Raw genomic sequence first — 18,617 nt, 5'->3', positions numbered from 1 at the left:
CCGCCACCCGACAACGCTCACAGACCGCACAAGGCCCTGCCCCGGCAGGGCTTTTTTGTGCGCCATCGCCCATACAACCGCCGCCAGCTCTGAGAGAATCCTTGATATAACTAAGGTTATGCACAGGATGTGGAACATGAGTGATATCGCGTTAACCGTCAGCGTGTTGGCCCTTGTCGCGGTAGTGGGGCTATGGCTGGGGAATATCAAAATCCGCGGCGTCGGGTTTGGGATTGGCGGGGTGCTTTTCGGCGGGATTTTTGTCGGCCATTTTGCCGACCAGCTTGGGTGGGTGCTCAGCGCCGATATGCTGCATTTCATCCAGGAGTTCGGCCTGATCCTCTTTGTGTATACCATCGGTATTCAGGTGGGGCCGGGCTTCTTCGCTTCCCTGCGCGTCTCCGGTTTACGCCTTAATCTCTTTGCCTTCGGCATCGTCGTGATGGGTGGGCTGGTCACCGCCATTCTGCACAAACTCTTCGCTATTCCGCTGCCCGTCGTGCTGGGCATCTTCTCCGGCGCCGTAACCAACACGCCCGCGCTCGGGGCGGGCCAGCAAATTCTGCGCGATCTGGGTATCCCTGCTGATGTCGTCGATCAGATGGGGATGAGCTACGCCATGGCCTATCCGTTTGGCATTTGCGGTATTTTGCTCTCCATGTGGCTGGTGCGCGTGCTGTTCCGCATTAACGTCGAGCAGGAGGCGAAAGAGCATGAAAGCACGCTGACCAACGGCCATGCGCTTATTAAAACCATCAACATTCGCGTCGAAAACCCCAACCTGAATAATATGGCGATACAGGATGTCCCCATTCTGAACAGCGCGACCATTATCTGTTCACGCCTGAAACGTGACGACACGCTGATGGTGCCTTCACCTGACACCCTCATTCAACACGGCGATCTCCTGCATCTGGTAGGGCAACCGGCGGATTTAAACAATGCCCGGCTGGTGATTGGTCAGGAGGTGGATACCTCGCTCTCAACCCGTGGAACGGACATGCGCGTGGAGCGCGTGGTAGTGACCAATGAGAAGGTTCTGGGCAAGAAAATACGCGATTTGCAAGTTAAAGAGCGTTATGACGTGGTGATCTCCCGGCTTAACCGCGCCGGTGTCGAGCTGGTGGCCAGCCAGGATGCCAGCCTGCAATTCGGTGATATTCTCAACCTCGTCGGGCGTCCTTCATCTATTGATGCCGTAGCGAACATGGTGGGCAACGCCCAGCAAAAACTCCAGCAGGTGCAGATGCTGCCGGTCTTTATCGGCGTCGGGCTTGGCGTCATGCTTGGCTCCATCCCCCTGTACGTGCCCGGCTTCCCGGTAGCACTGAAGCTGGGGCTGGCAGGCGGGCCGCTCATTATGGCGCTGATCCTCGGGCGTATCGGCTCCATCGGTAAGCTCTACTGGTTTATGCCGCCGAGCGCTAACCTGGCGCTGCGGGAGTTGGGCATCGTGCTGTTTCTGGCGGTGGTGGGGCTGAAATCCGGCGGCGATTTTGTCGATACCCTGGTTAACGGCGAAGGGATGAGCTGGGTAGGCTACGGCATATTCATTACCGCCATCCCGCTGATAACGGTCGGATTACTGGCGCGTATGTTCGCTAAAATGAACTATCTCACGCTGTGCGGCATGCTGGCCGGTTCCATGACCGATCCGCCCGCGCTGGCGTTCGCCAATAACCTGCACGCCACCAGCGGCGCGGCGGCGTTGTCCTACGCCACGGTCTATCCGCTGGTGATGTTTTTGCGCATTATCACCCCGCAACTACTGGCGGTGCTGTTCTGGGGGATGGGCTAATAAGTCTTCCGGGTGGATACGCCGCAGATGGTAGTCCACCTGGTAATCGCTGGTGTTCCGGAACATCACGGAATAGTTGAGGAACTCGCCGCTGTCGCTGTAGGAAAGAGAGGTGATGCGCAGCAGCGGCGTCTGTTCCGGCAGATTCATATAACCGGCCAGCTGTTTATCTGCCAGCACTGGCGTCAGGCTCTCGTAGTTGCCGCTAATGGTGATCCCGCACTCCTTCTCGATGTAATCAAACTTAGACCCTTCGAGATGCGCCAGGGAAAGATTGCGGAACAGCTTCACTGGCATAAAGCTGTCCTCCAGCATCAGCGGTTTTCCGTCCACGTAACGCACCCGCCTTGAAAAATAGATCCGCTCATCAACCTGAATCCGCAGCTGGCTGGCGATGGCGGGCGGCGCGGGCATCACTTCAAACTGCAACACCTTGCTCTGCACTTCTTTCCCCTGCTGGCGCAGTACCTCCACCAGCCCGGTCAGGTTAGTCGTTTCATGATGAACGTCTTTGCGCGCCACGAACGTCCCGCTGCCGTGTCGACGTTCAACCAGCCCCCAGCTTACCAGCAGATCCAATGCCTTGCGGATGGTCATCCGGGCTACGCCAAACTCCTTTGCCAGCGCTTTTTCGCCGGGTAACGGGCTGCCAATGTTGTAGTCCGACGAATTGAGCCGTAGCCGCAATCTGTCGGCAATAGATTTGTAGATCACCTGTAGACCTCTGCTCGCCCGTTATGGCGTGGATTACGTCTTAACTTGTCCATATTTGCTATCAAAAGTAGACCTGATTGGTCAAATTAAAACCATGAATGCGATCACGAATCGCAGCGGCACGCCATGTTCCCGCATCAGTAACTTCTTATGCTCACCTCAGGCCAGTAAAAAATCATAAAGGCCTCTACCCCTACAGGTTGTTTCATGAGGATTTAAAAATGCTCAGTCAAATACAACGTTTTGGCGGCGCCATGTTCACCCCGGTTTTACTGTTTCCCTTTGCCGGGATCGTGGTCGGGATCGCCATCATGCTTCGCAACCCGCTGTTTGTCGGCGAAGCTTTAACGGCCCCCGATCATCTGTTCGCGCAGATTGTTCACATCATCGAAGAGGGCGGCTGGGCGGTGTTCCGCAATATGCCGCTGATTTTTGCTGTCGGCTTACCGATTGGCCTGGCAAAGCAGGCGCAGGGCCGCGCCTGTCTGGCGGTGCTGATTAGCTTTCTGACCTGGAACTACTTTATCAACGCGATGGGGATGACCTGGGGTCACTTCTTTGGCGTCGACTTCTCTGCTGAACCCACTGCTGGCAGCGGGCTGGCGATGATTGCCGGAATCAAAACGCTTGATACCAGCATCATCGGGGCGATTATCATTTCCGGGCTCGTCACCGCCATCCACAACCGATTTTTCGACAAGCCGTTGCCAGTCTTCCTGGGGATTTTCCAGGGCACCTCGTTTGTCGTTATCCTCGCGTTTTTCGTGATGATCCCCTGCGCCTGGCTGACGCTGCTGGGCTGGCCGAAAGTGCAGATGGGCATTGAGTCCCTGCAGGCGTTCCTGCGCTCTGCCGGTGCGCTCGGCGTATGGGTCTATACCTTCCTGGAACGCATTCTGATCCCAACCGGATTGCACCACTTCGTCTACGGTCCGTTTATTTTCGGCCCGGCGGCGGTAGAGGGCGGCATTCAGGTCTACTGGGCGCAGCACCTGCAGGAATTCAGCCAGAGCACTGTGCCGCTGAAAACACTGTTCCCTGAAGGCGGCTTCGCCCTGCACGGCAATTCGAAAGTGTTTGGCTCGGTCGGGATTGCGCTGGCGATCTGGTACACCGCGTCGCCGGAGAACCGCGTCAAGGTTGCGGGGCTGCTGGTTCCGGCCACGCTTACCGCCGTGCTGGTGGGTATTACCGAACCGCTGGAGTTCACCTTCCTGTTTATCTCGCCGTTGCTGTTTGCCATCCACGCCGTGCTGGCCGCAACGATGGCGACGGTGATGTATACCTTCGGGGTGGTGGGGAACATGGGGGGCGGTCTGCTGGACCAGTTCCTGCCGCAAAACTGGATCCCGATGTTCCATAACCACGCCTCGACGGTATTCACCCAGATTGGCATCGGCCTCTGCTTCACCGCTCTCTATTTCGTGGTCTTCAGGACGCTTATCGAACGTCTGAATCTGAAAACGCCGGGCCGGGAAGAGAGCGAAATCAAGCTCTACAGCAAGGCCGACTATAAGGCGGCGCGTGGGCAAACCACCGCCCCGGCAGCAGCCAGCCAGCAGGTCGGACAGGCCGCTGGGTTCTTACAGGCGCTCGGCGGCGCAGCAAATATCGAAAGTATCAATAACTGCGCCACCCGCCTGCGTATCGCCCTGGTGGATATGACGAAAACCCAAAGCGACGACGTCTTCAAAGCCCTGGGCGCACACGGTGTGGTGCGACGCGGCAACGGCATTCAGGTGATTGTCGGTCTGCACGTTCCTCAGGTGCGCGACCAGCTGGAATCGCTGATGAAAACCCCTTTAACAAACGAACAAACCACTCTGACAGAGGCTATATCATGAAAAAATTCTCAGTTGTTATTGCAGGCGGCGGCAGTACATTCACGCCTGGTATCGTCCTGATGCTGTTAGCCAACCGTGACCGTTTCCCGCTACGTGCGCTGAAGTTCTATGACAATGATGGAGCACGTCAGGAGGTTATCGCCGAGGCGTGCAAAATCATCCTCAGGGAGCAGGCGCCTGAGATTGAATTTAGTTACACCACCGATCCGAAAGCAGCCTTTACCGATGTGGATTTCGTGATGGCGCATATTCGCGTGGGCAAATACCCGATGCGTGAAAAAGATGAAAAAATCCCGCTGCGCCACGGCGTGCTGGGCCAGGAGACGTGCGGGCCGGGTGGCATCTCCTACGGCATGCGCTCCATCGGCGGCGTGCTTGAGCTGGTAGATTATATGGAGCAGTACTCCCCGAAAGCGTGGATGCTGAACTACTCCAACCCGGCGGCGATTGTCGCGGAAGCCACGCGCCGCCTGCGTCCGAACGCGAAAATCCTCAACATCTGCGACATGCCGATCGGCATTGAAGGCCGTATGGCGCAAATCGTCGGCCTGAAAGACCGCAAAGAGATGCGCGTGCGCTACTACGGTCTGAACCACTTCGGCTGGTGGACGTCGATTGAAGATCTGAACGGAAACGATCTGATGCCGAAACTGCGCGAATACGTGGCGAAAAACGGTTATGTTCCACCTTCGGAAGATGCGCATACTGAAGCGAGCTGGAACGATACCTTCGCCAAGGCCAAAGACGTACAGGCGCTGGATCCGGACACCATGCCGAACACCTACCTGAAGTATTACCTGTTCCCGGACTATGTGGTCGCCCATTCCAACCCGGAGCGTACCCGCGCCAATGAAGTGATGGATCACCGTGAGAAGCATGTATTCAGTTCATGCCGGGCGATTATCGAAGCCGGTCATTCTTCTGCCGGTGAACTGGAAATCGACGAACATGCATCGTACATCGTCGATCTGGCGACCGCGATTGCCTTTAACACCCAGGAACGCATGTTGCTGATTGTGCCTAACAATGGGGCTATCCATAATTTTGACGCCGACGCGATGGTAGAAATTCCGTGTCTGGTCGGCCACAACGGACCGGAGCCGCTGACCGTGGGTGATATTCCGCACTTCCAGAAAGGGCTCATGAGCCAGCAGGTGGCGGTGGAAAAACTGGTGGTGGACGCCTGGGAGCAGCGCTCGTATCAGAAACTCTGGCAGGCGATTACCCTGTCGAAAACCGTACCGAGCGCATCGGTGGCGAAGGCGATTCTGGACGATCTGATTGAAGCTAATAAGGATTACTGGCCAGAGCTTCACTAATCTTTCTGACCGGCATCGCCAGATGCCGGTCTCCTTGTCCTGGCTGAATTACGCTATGCTGAAGCCTGCATGCTGCACGACAAGGAACCTTCATGAACATTTCCCGCCTCGGTGAAGCGCCGGACTACCGCTTCTCACTGGCTAACGAACGCACGTTCTTAGCGTGGATCCGCACCGCCCTGGGCTTTCTGGCCGCAGGCGTCGGCCTTGATCAGCTCGCCCCCGATTTTGCCACTCCGTTGATTCGCGAAGTGCTGGCCCTGCTGCTGTGCCTGATTGCCGGCGTGCTGGCGATTTATGGCTATCTGCGCTGGCTGAGAAATGAAAAGGCGATGCGTCTGAAGCAGGATCTCCCCTACACGCGCGGTTTGATCATCATCAGTACGATTTTGCTGATGGTTGCGGGCGTAGTGATGTTACTGGTGCTGTATGCCGGATAGCCGCAAAGCGCGGCGGGAAGCGGACCCCGGGCTTCAGCCGGAGCGAACCTCGCTGGCCTGGCTGCGCACGCTGCTTGGGTATGGTGCGTTGATCGCGCTTGCCATTAAGCACAACTGGCACCGCACGGGGGCGCCATTCTGGATCTCCATTGTTGTGCTGGCGCTGGTAGCCATCATTTTATGGCGCTACACCCGCAGTCGTAACCTGATGGACGTGGCGCAGAGCGACTTTGTACAGCCGAAGGCGGTGCGGGATAAGTTCCTTATCGCCCTGGCCGTGCTGTCGCTGTCACTGCTGTTTGCGGTCACCCACATTCAACAAATTTTGCACCTGTAGGCCGGGTAAGGCGCAGCCGCCACCCGGCATATTTACTTCCCTTTCGCTAAATATTTCGCCATCTCGTCTTCCGGCACCATGCCGCCGCCGGTCGCCCAGACCAGGTGTGTAGTGTTAGCATTCGCCGTTATGCGTACCGGCCCGGCCATCCCCGCCAGCGCCGACGGCTCCAGACGAATGCCTTCTTCCTGCGCCAGCCAGCCGAGCAGGTCGTACATGCTTTGATCGGAGAGGGTATAGAACCCGTCAAGCAGACGCTCCATCGCGCGGCCCACGAAGCCGGACGCGCGACCTACCGCCAGACCGTCCGCCGCCGTCACGTTATCAATACCCAGATCCTGCACGGCGATTTCATCGTGCAGCCCGGTGTAAACGCCCAGCAGCATGCACGGGGAGTGCGTGGGCTCGGCGAAGAAACAGTGGACGTTATCGCCAAAGGCCAGCTTCAGGCCAAACGCCACGCCGCCGGGGCCGCCGCCGACGCCGCACGGCAGATAAACGTTCAGAGGATGTGCAGCGTCCACCACGTGCCCCTGCGCGGCAAACTGCGCTTTCAGGCGCTCACCTGCAACCGCGTAGCCCAGGAACAGCGTGCGTGAGTTCTCATCGTCAATAAAGAAACAGTTTGGATCGCTTTCCGCCGCTTTGCGCCCTTGCTCCACCGCCACGCCATAATCCTGCTCATATTCCACGACGATCGCGCCGTGGCTGCGCAGTTTGGCTTTCTTCCACTCGCGGGCGTCTGCGGACATATGCACCGTGACCTTAAAGCCGATGCGCGCGCTCATAATGCCGATGGACACCCCCAGGTTGCCGGTTGAACCCACCGCGATGCTGTACTGGCTGAAGAAGGCTTTAAAGCGTGGCTCCAGCATGATGCTGTAGTCATCTTCAACGCTCAGCAACCCGGCTTCTAGCGCCAGTTTTTCCGCATGGGCCAGCACCTCATAGATACCGCCGCGCGCTTTAATGGAGCCGGAAATCGGCAGATGGCTGTCTTTTTTCAGCAGCAGCGTGCCTGGAATGGCCTTGCCGGACTCTTTCTCCAGCCGCTTTTGCATCGCCGGGATAGCGACCAGTTCGGATTCGATAATCCCGCCCGTTGCCGCCGTTTCCGGGAAGGCTTTCGCCAGATACGGCGCGAAGCGTTTCAGGCGCGCATGCGCGTCGTCCACGTCGGCTTTGGTCAGCCCGACATATGGCAACCCTTCCGCCAGCGTCGTGGTGTTCGGATTAAGCCAGGTGATCTCTTTCAGGGCAATCAAATCCGCCAGCAGCGGAAACTGGTCAATGAGGCCGGTCAGGTCAGTCGTTTTCATAATCTGTCTCAGAATTTAGTTCGTTTTGACTCTACACCAATTGTGAAAAAGCATGCTAAATACAGAGTAAAGCATTTGATTATTTGCAAGGGGCGTCGTGTTAAAGCCGTTAATTGTCACCGTGTTAGCGCTCGCTTCCGGCTGGGCCTGTGCCGCTGAGCCACCCCTGACGGCTGCCCGTTACGCGCAGATGTTGGGCGTCGGAATGGATGTCGACTGGGCCCGCACCGAGCGCGGTATACGCGAATTCGACCCGCTGGTGGTCCGTGATTTCCAGGTGAAAGGCATACATCATGTCCGTATTCGGGTGGCGGGCGAACCGACGGAAGCGCGGCTGATTCACCTGCGTAAGCTGGTGGAGGCCTGCGAGCAATACGGCGTCATCCCCATCATCGCCTATCAGGCCGATGAATATAAAAACGATCCGAAAGCGGATACCGAAAAAGCGGTGATCAACTGGTGGATTGCCGTGGCGCACTATTTTGGTCAGCGCTCGCCGTTGCTGGGGTTTGACCTGATCTACGAACCGGCGGACAAGCTCAACCACAACGTTGCTTCGCTCAACCGGGTGTATGAGAAAGCGATCAAAGACATTCACGTCATTGATGCCAGCCGCATGATTTTTATCGCCCCTCGTCTGCGCTCCGCGCCGGAGGATTTATCCAGCCTGAAGCTGCCCGCACACAGCCAGAATTACCTGCTGGCGGAATGGCATATTTTCCCCTGGGGTCCGCTGAAAACGAACGGCAGATACCCGTGGACGTCCGGAACCGCGGCTGAGAAAGCGGCTATCCGTAACCGAATCAATGCCGCGCTGCACTGGCAGCAAAAAACCGGGCACGTTAGCTGGGTCGGGGGCTGGGGCGTGGGGGAGTCAAACCACCTCACGCCAACCGCTTCGCAAATGGCCTTCGCCAACTTTATGGCCTGCGAGCTGCAAAAGGCGAAAATCCCGTATGCGCTTAACGCGGACCTCCAGTTTTACGACGGGGAAGAGGGCGCCTGGCGGCCTGCGCCAGAGCCGTTATTACAGGCGATGATTGCGCCCGTGTGTGAAAAGCCCGGCGAGAAGCCGGGCCATCATGCGGTTAAACCGGCTGTTCGTGATGCGGGACGCGCGACGCCAGCGGCAGCCAGCACAGCAAAATCAGCAGCCCCATCAGGGTCATCAGCAGGCCCAAACTCGCCTGCCCGGTCTGCGGCATCATAGCCGAAAGCCAGGCCAGCGCGCCGGAACCGATATTCTGTAAACCGCCGACCAGGGCACCAGCGGTGCCCGCGAGGAACGGGAACGGCTCCATTGCGCCGCTGGTGGCGAGCGGGAACAGCATGCCCGCGCCGAAGAAGAACAGCGCCGCCGGGATGAGCAACGTCCAGACCGACATCACGTCAAACAGCCCCGGGATCCACATCATCAGCCCGGCCAGCAGACAGCTGATCACCGACTGCCACATCAGCGTAGAGAAGCGTTTGTTCGGACGTCCGGCGAACCATGCGCCGAAGAACGCCGCCGGGATCGGCAGAATAAACAAAATGCTCACCACCATGCTGCTCAGGCCAAGGCCTGCGCCCAGCAGCACGCCGGAACAGGCTTCAAACACCGCAATGCCCGCCAGACCGCCGATTAGCATCAACAGATAACAGGTAAACGACCCATTACCAAACAGCGTTTTGTAGCTGGCGATGAGCTTCGTGCGCGGCGCGTCCTGCGGACGTGTTTCCGGCATCCAGCGCGCCATGCTGAAGGTGACAATAATGCACAGCACCAGCAGGAAGGCGTAACAGGCGCGCCAGGACCAGACGGTGTCCAGCAGACCCCCAATCAGCGGGGCGAGCAGCGGGCTGACCAGAATGCCCATATTTAACAGACTGTTGGCGTGGCGAAGCTGTGTGCCCTGGTACATATCACGCGGCAGGGTACGCGCCATGACCCCGCCGACGCCGGTGCCCACGCCCTGGAGGGCGCTGGCGGCAATCAGGATGGTCAGGCTGTGCGTAGTAATGGCAATCACCGTCGCCACCATGAAAATGCTCATGCCCACCAGAATGACCGGACGACGCCCGACGCGATCGGACAGGGGACCATAAACCAGCTGTGAAACGCCATAGGTCAGCAGGTAGGCTGCCATCACGCTCTGTACCGCACCTTCGCGGACGCTCAGATCTTTTGCCATATCGGCAATCGCCGGAATGTAGATGGTTTGCGCCATCTGCCCGACGGCCACCAGTAACACCAGCATCAACAATAAGTTCACGTTCCGTTGCTTTTTCATGTCGCTGAATACTTTTGCCAAAAGAGATAAATAAAGAATAAGTGACTACGCATTCCCATAAATGCGCGAGGAATCTACCACAGAGAGATGACAATTTAAGCATTACTGTGATGAATGACAGAAGGCGTTAAGGCAGGATTTGTAAACAAGATCGGCAACTAATGTTGCCAGCGAATTACGCCAGGCGCAGCAGGACCGCACCGGCTGCAATACCCAGCGCCGCCGCGATGCGCAGGCCCACAACCTTCTCTTTTAAAAGCACAAATGCGATGAATGCGCCGAAGAGAATTGAGGTTTCACGTAGTGCGGCGACCACCGCCAGCGGCGCCTGGGTCATCGCCCAGAGTGCCAGACCGTAAGATCCCATCGTCCCGACGCCGCCGAGCAGTGTAACGCACAGGAGACGAACAAATATGGCCAGCTTGCGGCAGTCGGCTGGGGCGAGAAGGGGAGTAAAATCAGCGCAATAAGCGCGGCTGAACCGCTGACCCCGATCGCCGAGTAGAGCTTGTCCGTTCCGGCTTTAACGATGGCGTTCCAGCTGGCATGCAGCAGTGCGGCGAACAGTAAAATGCAGAAAACGGTGATGGACATGGCGGATCGGTTGGTGAAATGTCATCCAACTGTAACATTCCCCCGTCGAGGCTGCCAGCCGCTTACACTGCGCAAAAAAGGCGGTGCGTCACCCGGGGCTCGTCTGACACCAGCCTGAAGCCCGCCCGATGATAAAATCCGTACGCGGTTTCCGGCGCATGGGTATTAAGAAAATCAAACCAGATGCTGGCATCCGCCATCACCACGGTCAAAAGTTGTTTTCCAATCCCCAGCCCACGGCACTTTTCGCTGACGTAGAGATGACGAATACGTCCGGCGCGCGGCTGCTGGCTGAATGGATCGCGATTTAGACCGCACACGCCCACCAGCCTGCCGTTAAGAAACGCCCCCAGCAGCTTTTCACCCGGCGCGTTAAAGCGATTCTCACCGCGCTGCCAGTTCTCTTCCAGCCTGCGCAGCATATTGAAATTTAACGCGATACTCTCGGCCTTCAGGGCGATATAGCCCGGTTCATCAGGCGTAACAGGCTCAATTAACAGACGCGACATAGCATTCCCTCGTTATTAAAGAGGGGCGGTTGCCCGCCCCTCTCAGGTGCGACTTGAACCTGAATCACTTAACGTATTTCAGGACAGCATCAAGCAGTTGCAATACAGCAACAATGAGTTTGAGGACAAGTATGACCATATCCACGACGCTCATACGCGTCTCCTTTTGGTTAAAAGGAGCACGATGCTGGCGTACCTTTCCGCCGCCTGTGGCCAGCACCTGGATTGACGTAACACAGTGTGCTCACTTCAGGGGTTAAGGCACTGACGGCACCACCCGTTTCAGCCAGGACTTCGTTGCGCCGGTAAACTGCGGCCCCCTCGCTCACTGCGAACACCCTCAGTATAGATAAATACTGTATGCATGAACAGTATTTTATGGACAAATTTTGGAAGGCGATCCATACTCAAAAACGTCAAAATCCGTGCCGGAATTGCGCGTTCGTCTTCGATCGCGTATACTTTTTGCGTTGACGTAACACAGTGTGTTCTGCGGCAACCAACCGCAAAACCCTGATAAAAACCTCGCTTAGGCGGGGTTTTTTGTTTTCTGACGAAGTGAAAATAGTATCCTCCGTTGACTTATTGGCAATAGGTGTTATCGTTGCCATAATGGCAACGGACGCGGCAGGCAAGCAGGATGCATTTAATCTCAATGAAGGCAATTTTGGATGCGGTAAGCCAGTTCCCGCAATACAGAGAAGAGCTTCTCTTTTTAGGACGAGTTATTGAAAAGAGCCACTGCCCGACGCCCGCTGCACTGAGAAAACTTTTCCCAACGCTGGATAACTTCAAGTATCTTGATAAGCATTATGTTATTGATATTGCAAATAACAATCTCAGAGTAGTGGCTCTCATATTCTTTGAAAGCCAAAAGTTTTATGTGCGCCATGTTTTTACTCATAAGGAATATGACCGTTTTACGGAGAAACATCGCACTAAGGGGAAGAAATGATGATCGTCGCTGATGCAATGAAAGCTACGCACGCCCTTGTTGCGGCCGTTCCTTTACTGGGTGAACAGCCGAGCGAGAAAGATTATAAGGATGCGCTTGAGCTGGTTGAGTATCTCCTTATGAACGAGCCCAATAGCCCCTTGCTGGATATTGTTTGCGCCAGAATTAGCCATTACGAAGCTAATCGGCCAGAGATAGTCGCATTACGCAAGGAGATGGAGTCCGTTCCCGTCGGAATTGCAGTTTTGAGAACCTTGATGGATCAATACAATCTGACGATATCGGATTTTAAGGATGAAATTGGTAGTAAATCGATGGTTTCACGGGTTCTGAATGGTCAGAGACAGCTTACTCTGAACCATATTAAAAAGCTGGCGGTCAGATTTGGGGTATCACCTGCGCTATTTATTGAGTGAGTAAAAACCCTTTATTGAGTGTCATCACCCAACAAACGAAACGTGATCCCTGACGCATTTTTGCGCAGTTGAAAATATTTCCATTGTCACATCCGAAAACCTGTGTTTGTATAAATTCTATCAATGATTCCAAACACAGGTCCCCAATGACTTCATCCATCTTCACCTCGACCCTACTAAAAACTGCGCAACCTGCCGCAGTGGTCGTCGTGCGTGTGGTGGTGGTCGTCGGCAATGCGCCGTAGGGACTGGATCAACACACGAATCCAAAACCCCGCCGGCGCAAACCGGGCGGGGTTTTTCGTTTAGGACCCCTCCCGGATACGCTAAGTAGTTCGGGTTGCAGGAAGGCGGCAAGTGAGCGAATCCCCAGGAGCGTACATAGGTACGTGACTGGGGTGAGGGAACGCAGCCAACGCATCTGCAACCTGAACTACGACGCGTAAAGCTGGCTCAGAAGAAAAGGACTGGAGCATGGCAAGTTCGGGCACAACATCCACAAAAACGCGTTTTACCGGCGCGCAGCTGATTGTTCATCTGCTGGAGCGACAGGGCATCACCACGGTTGCGGGCATCCCCGGCGGCACGGTGCTGCCGCTGTACGATGCGTTGAGCCAAAGCACGCAGATCCGCCATGTGCTGGCGCGCCACGAGCAGGGGGCAGGCTTTATCGCTCAGGGCATGGCGCGTACCCAGGGTAAACCGGCGGTCTGTATGGCCTGCAGCGGCCCGGGCGCAACCAACCTGGTCACCGCCATCGCCGACGCGCGTCTCGACTCCATTCCGCTGATCTGCATTACCGGCCAGGTGCCGTCCTCGATGATCGGTACCGATGCGTTCCAGGAAGTGGATACCTACGGCATCTCTATCCCCATCACCAAACATAACTATTTAGTTCGCGACATCGCAGAGCTTCCTCAGGTTATCAGCGATGCGTTCCGCATTGCCCAGTCTGGCCGCCCGGGTCCGGTGTGGATAGACATTCCTAAGGATGTCCAGACCGCAGAAATTGAGATCGACGTGCTGCCGGAGCCGGGCGAGCGTGCCCCGGCGCCGGAATTCAACGCTGAGAGCGTGCGCGATGCCGCCGCCATGATTAACGCGGCGAAACGCCCGGTGCTCTATCTGGGCGGCGGGGCGATCAACGCCGCGGATGAAATCCGTCAGTTCGCTGAAAAATCCAGCCTGCCTACCACCATGACCCTGATGGCGCTCGGCATGCTGCCAAAAGCGCACCCATTGTCTTTAGGGATGCTGGGCATGCACGGCGCGCGCAGCACCAACTACATCCTGCAAGAGGCGGATTTGCTGATTGTTATGGGGGCGCGTTTTGATGACCGTGCGATTGGCAAAACCGAGGAGTTCTGCCCGAACGCCAAAATCATTCACGTGGATATCGACCGCGCCGAGCTGGGTAAAATCAAGCAGCCGCACGTGGCGATTCAGGGCGACGTGACCGAGGTGCTGGCACAGCTGATCCCACAGACGGAGGCAAACGACCGCGCCGACTGGCGCCAGCTGGTAGCCGATCTGCAACGCGAGTTCCCGGGCGCTATCCCAACCGAGGGCGACCCGCTGAGCCACTATGGTCTTATCAACGCCGTTGCGGCCTGCGTGGATGACAGCGCGATTATCACTACCGACGTCGGCCAGCATCAGATGTGGACCGCCCAGGCGTATCCGCTTAACCGCCCGCGCCAGTGGCTGACCTCCGGCGGCCTTGGCACCATGGGCTTCGGCCTGCCAGCAGCGGTTGGCGCGGCGCTCGCCAACCCGGACCGTAAGGTGATCTGCTTCTCCGGTGACGGCAGCCTGATGATGAACATTCAGGAGATGGCGACGGCAGCCGAAAACCAGTTAGACGTCAAAATCATTCTGATGAACAACGAGGCGCTGGGCCTGGTACACCAGCAGCAGAGCCTGTTCTATAAGCAGGGCGTGTTTGCGGCGACCTATCCGGGGATGATCAACTTCATGCAGATTGCCGCTGGTTTTGGCCTGCACACCTGCGATCTGAACGCCGAAGAAGATGCCCACGCGGCGTTGCAGGATGCGATTTCTCGCCCTGGCCCGGCGCTGATCCACGTGCGTATCGACCCTGAACAAAAAGTGTATCCGATGGTGCCGCCGGGTGCGGCCAATACTGAGATGGTGGGGGAATAAGCCATGCAGAAACAATGTGATAATGTCATTCTGGAACTCACCGTCCGCAACCACCCTGGCGTCATGACCCACGTCTGCGGGCTGTTTGCCCGACGTGCGTTTAACGTGGAAGGCATTCTGTGCCTGCCGATTCAGGGCAGCGAGCACAGCCGCATCTGGCTACTGGTGAACGACGACCAGCGTCTGGAGCAGATGATGGCGCAGATCGACAAGCTGGAAGATGTCACCAAAGTGGCACGCAACCAGTCCGATCCCACCATGTTTAACAAAATTGCGGTGTTTTTCGAGTAAATCACTTAAGGTAAAAGGCTTTTGCCGGATGGCGCTGCGCCTATCCAGCCTGCAAGGACGTTACACGTAGGCCGGATAAGGCGTTTACGCCGCCATCCGGCGTGTTCACGCATCAGGATCAAACCATGACCACCATCGCCCTTATCGACGACCACCTTATCGTCCGCTCCGGCTTTGCCCAGCTTTTAAACCTCGAACCGGATTTTCAGGTCGTGGCCGAGTTTGGCTCCGGTCGCGAGGCGCTGGCGGGCCTGCCGGGACGCGGGGTGCAGGTCTGTATCTGCGACATCTCAATGCCGGATCTCTCCGGGCTGGAGCTGTTAAGCCAGCTGCCGAAAGGGATGGCGACCATTATGCTCTCCGTCCACGACAGCCCGGCGCTGGTCGAGCAGGCGCTCAACGCGGGCGCGCGCGGCTTCCTCTCTAAACGCTGTAGCCCCGACGAGCTGATTGCCGCCGTGCGCACCGTCTCCACCGGCGGCTGCTACCTGACGCCGGATATCGCCATCAAGCTGGCGGCGGGACGGCAGGATCCGCTCACCAGACGCGAGCGTCAGGTGGCAGAGAAACTTGCCCAGGGCATGTCGGTGAAAGAGATTGCCGCGGAGCTGGATCTGTCCCCGAAAACCGTGCATGTTCATCGCGCCAACCTGATGGAAAAACTCAACGTCAGTAACGATGTCGAGCTGGCGCGCCGTATGTTTGACAGCTGGCAATGAGTCCCGTTTTTTCACGGCTGATCGCCGTCGTCGCCAGCTTTTTTATCTTCTCCGCCGCATGGTTCTGCCTGTGGAGCATCAGCCTGCATCTGGTGGAACGCCCGGAGCTGGCGGTGCTGCTGTTCCCCTTTGGCCTGCGTCTGGGACTGATGCTTCAGTGCCCGCGCGGATACTGGCCCGTTTTGCTCGGTGCAGAGTGGCTGATGCTGATCTGGCTGGCGCAGGAAGTGGCGCTGGCGCATCTGCCTTTATTGATGACCGGAAGCCTGCTCACGCTTATCCCGGTCGCCCTGATTTCCCGCTACCGTCACCAGCGCGACTGGCGCACGCTGCTGCGTCAGGGGGCGGCGCTGATTGCCGCCGCGCTGTTGCAGTCCCTGCCGTGGGTGGGCGAAAAGGAGGTGCTCAACGCCCTGCTGCTGACCCTCACCGGCGGCCTGACGCTGGCCCCGACCTGCCTGGTTTTCTGGCATTACCTTACCAGCACCGTCTGGCAGCCGCTCGGCCCGGCGCTGGTCTCCCAGCCGGTGAACTGGCGCGCCCGGCACCTGATCTGGTATCTGCTGCTGTTTGTGGTGAGCCTGTGGCTCCAGCTTGGTCTCCCCGCTGAATTATCACGCTTTACGCCGTTTTGTCTGGCGCTGCCGATCATCGCCCTCGCCTGGCACTACGGCTGGCAGGGGGCGCTGATCGCGACCCTAATGAACGCCATCGCGCTGATCGCCAGCCAGACCTGGCACGATCATCCGGTAGATCTGCTGCTTTCCCTGCTGGCCCAGAGCCTGACCGGGCTGCTGCTGGGGGCGGGCATCCAGCGCCTGCGCGAGCTGAACCAGTCTCTGCAAGCCGAGCTGGCGCGCAATCGCCGTCTGGCGGAGCGTCTGCTGGAGACGGAAGAGAGCGTGCGCCAGGAGGTTGCCCGCGAGCTGCACGATGACATCGGCCAGACCATCACTGCCATCCGCACCCAGGCGGGCATTGTCCAGCGCCTGGCGGCAGAAAACGCGGGCGTGAAGCAGGGCGGGGCGCATATCGAACAGCTTTCGCTGGGTGTCTATGACTCTGTTCGCCGCCTGTTAGGGCGGCTGCGCCCGCGCCAGCTTGACGATCTCTCCCTCGAGCAGGCGATACGCTCCCTGATGCGCGAGATGGAGCTGGAAAGCCGCGGGATAGTCAGCCATCTCGACTGGCGCATCAATGAAGCTACCCTGAGCGAAGGTCAGCGCGTGACGCTGTTCCGCGTCTGTCAGGAGGGGCTGAACAACATCGTCAAACACGCCAGTGCCAGCGCGGTCACGATCCAGGGCTGGCAGCAGGACGAGCGCCTGATGCTGGTGATTGAAGACGACGGCTGCGGCCTGCCGCCGGGCTCCGGCCAGCAGGGCTTTGGCCTGGCGGGGATGCGCGAGCGCGTGAAGGCGCTGGGCGGCACGCTGACGATCTCCTGCACCCACGGGACGCGCGTCAGCGTCAGTTTGCCGTTAAGGACGCACCATGTTTAAAACCCCGGCCAGCGCCGCCCCGCTAGGCAACAAAGCGGAAATCGACGCCCGCTATCGCTACTGGCGACGTCATATCCTGGTCACTATCTGGCTCGGCTACGCGCTGTTCTACTTCACCCGCAAAAGCTTCAACGCCGCCGCGCCGGAGATCCTCGCCAGCGGCGTGATGGCGCGCACCGATATCGGCCTGCTGGCGACGCTGTTTTACATCACCTACGGTCTGTCGAAGTTCTTCTCCGGCATCGTCAGCGACCGCTCCAATGCGCGCTATTTCATGGGCGTTGGGCTGATCGCCACCGGCGTGGTGAACATCCTGTTTGGCTTCTCCACCTCGCTCTGGGCCTTCGCCCTGCTGTGGGCGCTGAACGCCTTCTTCCAGGGCTGGGGCGCGCCGGTCTGCGCCCGCCTGCTGACCGCCTGGTACTCACGCAACGAGCGCGGCGGCTGGTGGGCGATATGGAATACCGCGCATAACGTCGGCGGGGCGCTGATCCCGATGGTGGTGGGGGCTGCCGCGCTGCACTACGGCTGGCGTGCGGGGATGATGATTGCCGGTAGCCTCGCGATTGTCGCCGGGCTGTTCCTCTGCTGGCGCCTGCGCGACAGGCCGCAAACCGTCGGCCTTCCACCGGTGGGCGACTGGCGGCACGACGAGATGGAGATCGCCCAGCAGCAGGAGGGGGCCGGGCTGTCCCGCCAGCAGATCCTCACCAAATACGTGCTGAAAAACCCCTACATTTGGCTGCTGTCGCTCTGCTACGTGCTGGTCTACGTGGTGCGTGCGGCCATCAACGACTGGGGCAACCTGTACATGTCCGAGACGCTCGGTGTGGATCTGGTGACCGCCAACTCGGCGGTGACCATGTTTGAACTGGGCGGGTTTATCGGCGCGCTGGTGGCGGGCTGGGGCTCGGACAAGCTTTTCAACGGCAACCGCGGGCCGATGAACCTGATTTTCGCCGCCGGAATTTTGCTCTCCGTCGGCTCGCTGTGGCTGATGCCGTTCGCCAGCTACGTGATGCAGGCGGCGTGCTTCTTCACCATCGGTTTTTTCGTCTTTGGCCCGCAGATGCTGATCGGCATGGCGGCGGCAGAGTGCTCCCACAAAGAGGCGGCAGGCGCGGCGACGGGCTTTGTCGGGCTGTTTGCCTACCTCGGCGCATCGCTCTCCGGCTGGCCGCTGGCGCGGGTGATCGACATCTGGCACTGGAGCGGGTTCTTCGCGGTGATCGCCATCGCGGCGGGCATCTCCGCCCTGCTGTTGCTGCCGTTTTTGCACGCGCAGGCACCGCGCGAAGCGTGACGCGCCTCACCTTTTGCTGTCGAGTCGCGTAAAACTAAGAAATTTTCCCGGTTTCACCTGGACGCTGTCTCAGGCATCTCTCCTGGCTGGTTTTTACAATGCTGCAAAAATCAGCTTAGGA

18 protein-coding genes and 2 pseudogenes are annotated in these 18,617 nt (G+C 58.2%); 14 read left to right on the top strand and 6 right to left on the bottom strand.

Translation table 11 applies throughout. The features are described from left to right. Positions 1 to 136 precede the first annotated feature (136 nt). Entirely contained in the window at positions 137 to 1,798 is a 1,662-nt protein-coding gene (locus tag ACOTXC_RS16750; RefSeq protein ID WP_022646540.1) for a putative transporter, read from the top strand. Here the strand turns inward: ACOTXC_RS16750 and ACOTXC_RS16745 are convergent. Continuing rightward, positions 1,766 to 2,512, bottom strand: a complete 747-nt coding sequence (locus ACOTXC_RS16745; protein ID WP_022646541.1) for a GntR family transcriptional regulator — start codon at positions 2,510 to 2,512, stop codon at positions 1,766 to 1,768. The two genes, ACOTXC_RS16750 and ACOTXC_RS16745, sit on opposite strands and share 33 nt — an antisense overlap. Positions 2,513 to 2,733: 221 nt before the next feature. Here ACOTXC_RS16745 and ACOTXC_RS16740 point away from each other — a divergent pair, with 221 nt between their 5' ends. The 4 genes from ACOTXC_RS16740 to ACOTXC_RS16725 all read left to right on the top strand — a co-directional run bounded on the left by ACOTXC_RS16740 (position 2,734) and on the right by ACOTXC_RS16725 (position 6,452). After that, on the top strand, positions 2,734 to 4,356 hold the full coding sequence (locus ACOTXC_RS16740) for an alpha-glucoside-specific PTS transporter subunit IIBC (RefSeq protein ID WP_022646542.1): 1,623 nt from the start codon (positions 2,734 to 2,736) through the stop codon (positions 4,354 to 4,356). After that, on the top strand, positions 4,353 to 5,675 hold the full coding sequence (locus ACOTXC_RS16735) for a 6-phospho-alpha-glucosidase (protein ID WP_023305140.1): 1,323 nt from the start codon (positions 4,353 to 4,355) through the stop codon (positions 5,673 to 5,675). Before ACOTXC_RS16740 ends, ACOTXC_RS16735 begins: the two co-directional genes overlap by 4 nt. Before the next feature lie 92 nt (positions 5,676 to 5,767). Beyond that, positions 5,768 to 6,115 (top strand): YidH family protein, encoded by a 348-nt coding sequence (locus ACOTXC_RS16730; RefSeq protein ID WP_022646544.1) that lies wholly within the window; start codon positions 5,768 to 5,770, stop codon positions 6,113 to 6,115. Continuing rightward, positions 6,105 to 6,452: a DUF202 domain-containing protein gene (locus ACOTXC_RS16725; RefSeq protein ID WP_022646545.1), complete on the top strand. Its 348-nt coding sequence runs from the start codon at positions 6,105 to 6,107 to the stop codon at positions 6,450 to 6,452. Before ACOTXC_RS16730 ends, ACOTXC_RS16725 begins: the two co-directional genes overlap by 11 nt. A 32-nt stretch (positions 6,453 to 6,484) precedes the next feature. On the opposite strand, the gene dsdA is transcribed toward ACOTXC_RS16725, so the two are convergent. Beyond that, complete coding sequence (gene dsdA, locus ACOTXC_RS16720) at positions 6,485 to 7,771, bottom strand: D-serine ammonia-lyase (protein WP_421767850.1); 1,287 nt, start codon at positions 7,769 to 7,771, stop codon at positions 6,485 to 6,487. A 97-nt stretch (positions 7,772 to 7,868) separates the two neighbouring features. Between dsdA and ACOTXC_RS16715 the strand changes: the two are divergent. Further along, a pseudogene (locus ACOTXC_RS16715) lies at positions 7,869 to 8,954 on the top strand (cellulase family glycosylhydrolase); the annotation flags it as partial. Here ACOTXC_RS16715 and emrD read toward each other — a convergent pair. From emrD to tisB, 4 genes and pseudogenes are all read right to left on the bottom strand, one after another. Next, positions 8,860 to 10,044, bottom strand: a complete 1,185-nt coding sequence (gene emrD / locus ACOTXC_RS16710; RefSeq protein WP_023298963.1) for a multidrug efflux MFS transporter EmrD — start codon at positions 10,042 to 10,044, stop codon at positions 8,860 to 8,862. The pseudogene ACOTXC_RS16715 and the gene emrD sit on opposite strands and share 95 nt — an antisense overlap. A 175-nt stretch (positions 10,045 to 10,219) precedes the next feature. Then, a pseudogene (locus ACOTXC_RS16705) lies at positions 10,220 to 10,638 on the bottom strand (EamA family transporter). Between the two features lie 62 nt (positions 10,639 to 10,700). Beyond that, positions 10,701 to 11,147: a GNAT family N-acetyltransferase gene (locus ACOTXC_RS16700; protein ID WP_023298965.1), complete on the bottom strand. Its 447-nt coding sequence runs from the start codon at positions 11,145 to 11,147 to the stop codon at positions 10,701 to 10,703. A gap of 64 nt (positions 11,148 to 11,211) precedes the next feature. Then, the gene (gene tisB, locus ACOTXC_RS16695; protein WP_022646551.1) at positions 11,212 to 11,301 is read right to left on the bottom strand and encodes a type I toxin-antitoxin system toxin TisB; all 90 of its coding nucleotides are present in this window, start codon (positions 11,299 to 11,301) and stop codon (positions 11,212 to 11,214) included. A gap of 486 nt (positions 11,302 to 11,787) precedes the next feature. On the opposite strand from tisB, the gene ACOTXC_RS16690 reads away from it, so the two are divergent. The 8 genes from ACOTXC_RS16690 to ACOTXC_RS16655 all read left to right on the top strand — a co-directional run bounded on the left by ACOTXC_RS16690 (position 11,788) and on the right by ACOTXC_RS16655 (position 18,496). Further along, entirely contained in the window at positions 11,788 to 12,102 is a 315-nt protein-coding gene (locus ACOTXC_RS16690) for a type II toxin-antitoxin system HigB family toxin (RefSeq protein ID WP_022646552.1), read from the top strand. Then, positions 12,099 to 12,518: a helix-turn-helix domain-containing protein gene (locus tag ACOTXC_RS16685; protein WP_023305145.1), complete on the top strand. Its 420-nt coding sequence runs from the start codon at positions 12,099 to 12,101 to the stop codon at positions 12,516 to 12,518. Before ACOTXC_RS16690 ends, ACOTXC_RS16685 begins: the two co-directional genes overlap by 4 nt. Before the next feature lie 146 nt (positions 12,519 to 12,664). Next, positions 12,665 to 12,763 carry an ilvB operon leader peptide IvbL gene (gene ivbL / locus ACOTXC_RS16680; protein WP_057979964.1) on the top strand — a complete coding sequence of 33 codons (99 nt, stop codon included), beginning with the start codon at positions 12,665 to 12,667 and terminating at the stop codon, positions 12,761 to 12,763. Positions 12,764 to 12,992: 229 nt separating this feature from the next. Beyond that, a complete protein-coding gene (ilvB, locus tag ACOTXC_RS16675) occupies positions 12,993 to 14,681 on the top strand; it encodes an acetolactate synthase large subunit (RefSeq protein ID WP_421767849.1) in 1,689 nt (562 codons plus the stop codon). A gap of 3 nt (positions 14,682 to 14,684) precedes the next feature. Then, positions 14,685 to 14,972 (top strand): acetolactate synthase small subunit, encoded by a 288-nt coding sequence (ilvN, locus tag ACOTXC_RS16670; RefSeq protein WP_015570113.1) that lies wholly within the window; start codon positions 14,685 to 14,687, stop codon positions 14,970 to 14,972. Between the two features lie 125 nt (positions 14,973 to 15,097). After that, entirely contained in the window at positions 15,098 to 15,691 is a 594-nt protein-coding gene (gene uhpA, locus ACOTXC_RS16665) for a transcriptional regulator UhpA (RefSeq protein ID WP_022646555.1), read from the top strand. After that, positions 15,688 to 17,193: a signal transduction histidine-protein kinase/phosphatase UhpB gene (gene uhpB, locus ACOTXC_RS16660; protein WP_417647928.1), complete on the top strand. Its 1,506-nt coding sequence runs from the start codon at positions 15,688 to 15,690 to the stop codon at positions 17,191 to 17,193. Before uhpA ends, uhpB begins: the two co-directional genes overlap by 4 nt. Next, positions 17,186 to 18,496: an MFS transporter gene (locus tag ACOTXC_RS16655; RefSeq protein ID WP_022646557.1), complete on the top strand. Its 1,311-nt coding sequence runs from the start codon at positions 17,186 to 17,188 to the stop codon at positions 18,494 to 18,496. The genes uhpB and ACOTXC_RS16655 overlap by 8 nt, the downstream gene beginning before the upstream one ends. Positions 18,497 to 18,617 lie beyond the last annotated feature (121 nt).

The organism is Enterobacter cloacae complex sp. IR5428 (assembly GCF_049238585.1).
Classification (GTDB): Bacteria; Pseudomonadota; Gammaproteobacteria; order Enterobacterales; family Enterobacteriaceae; genus Enterobacter; species Enterobacter intestinihominis.
This window is presented reverse-complemented; position numbering and strand designations above follow the sequence as displayed.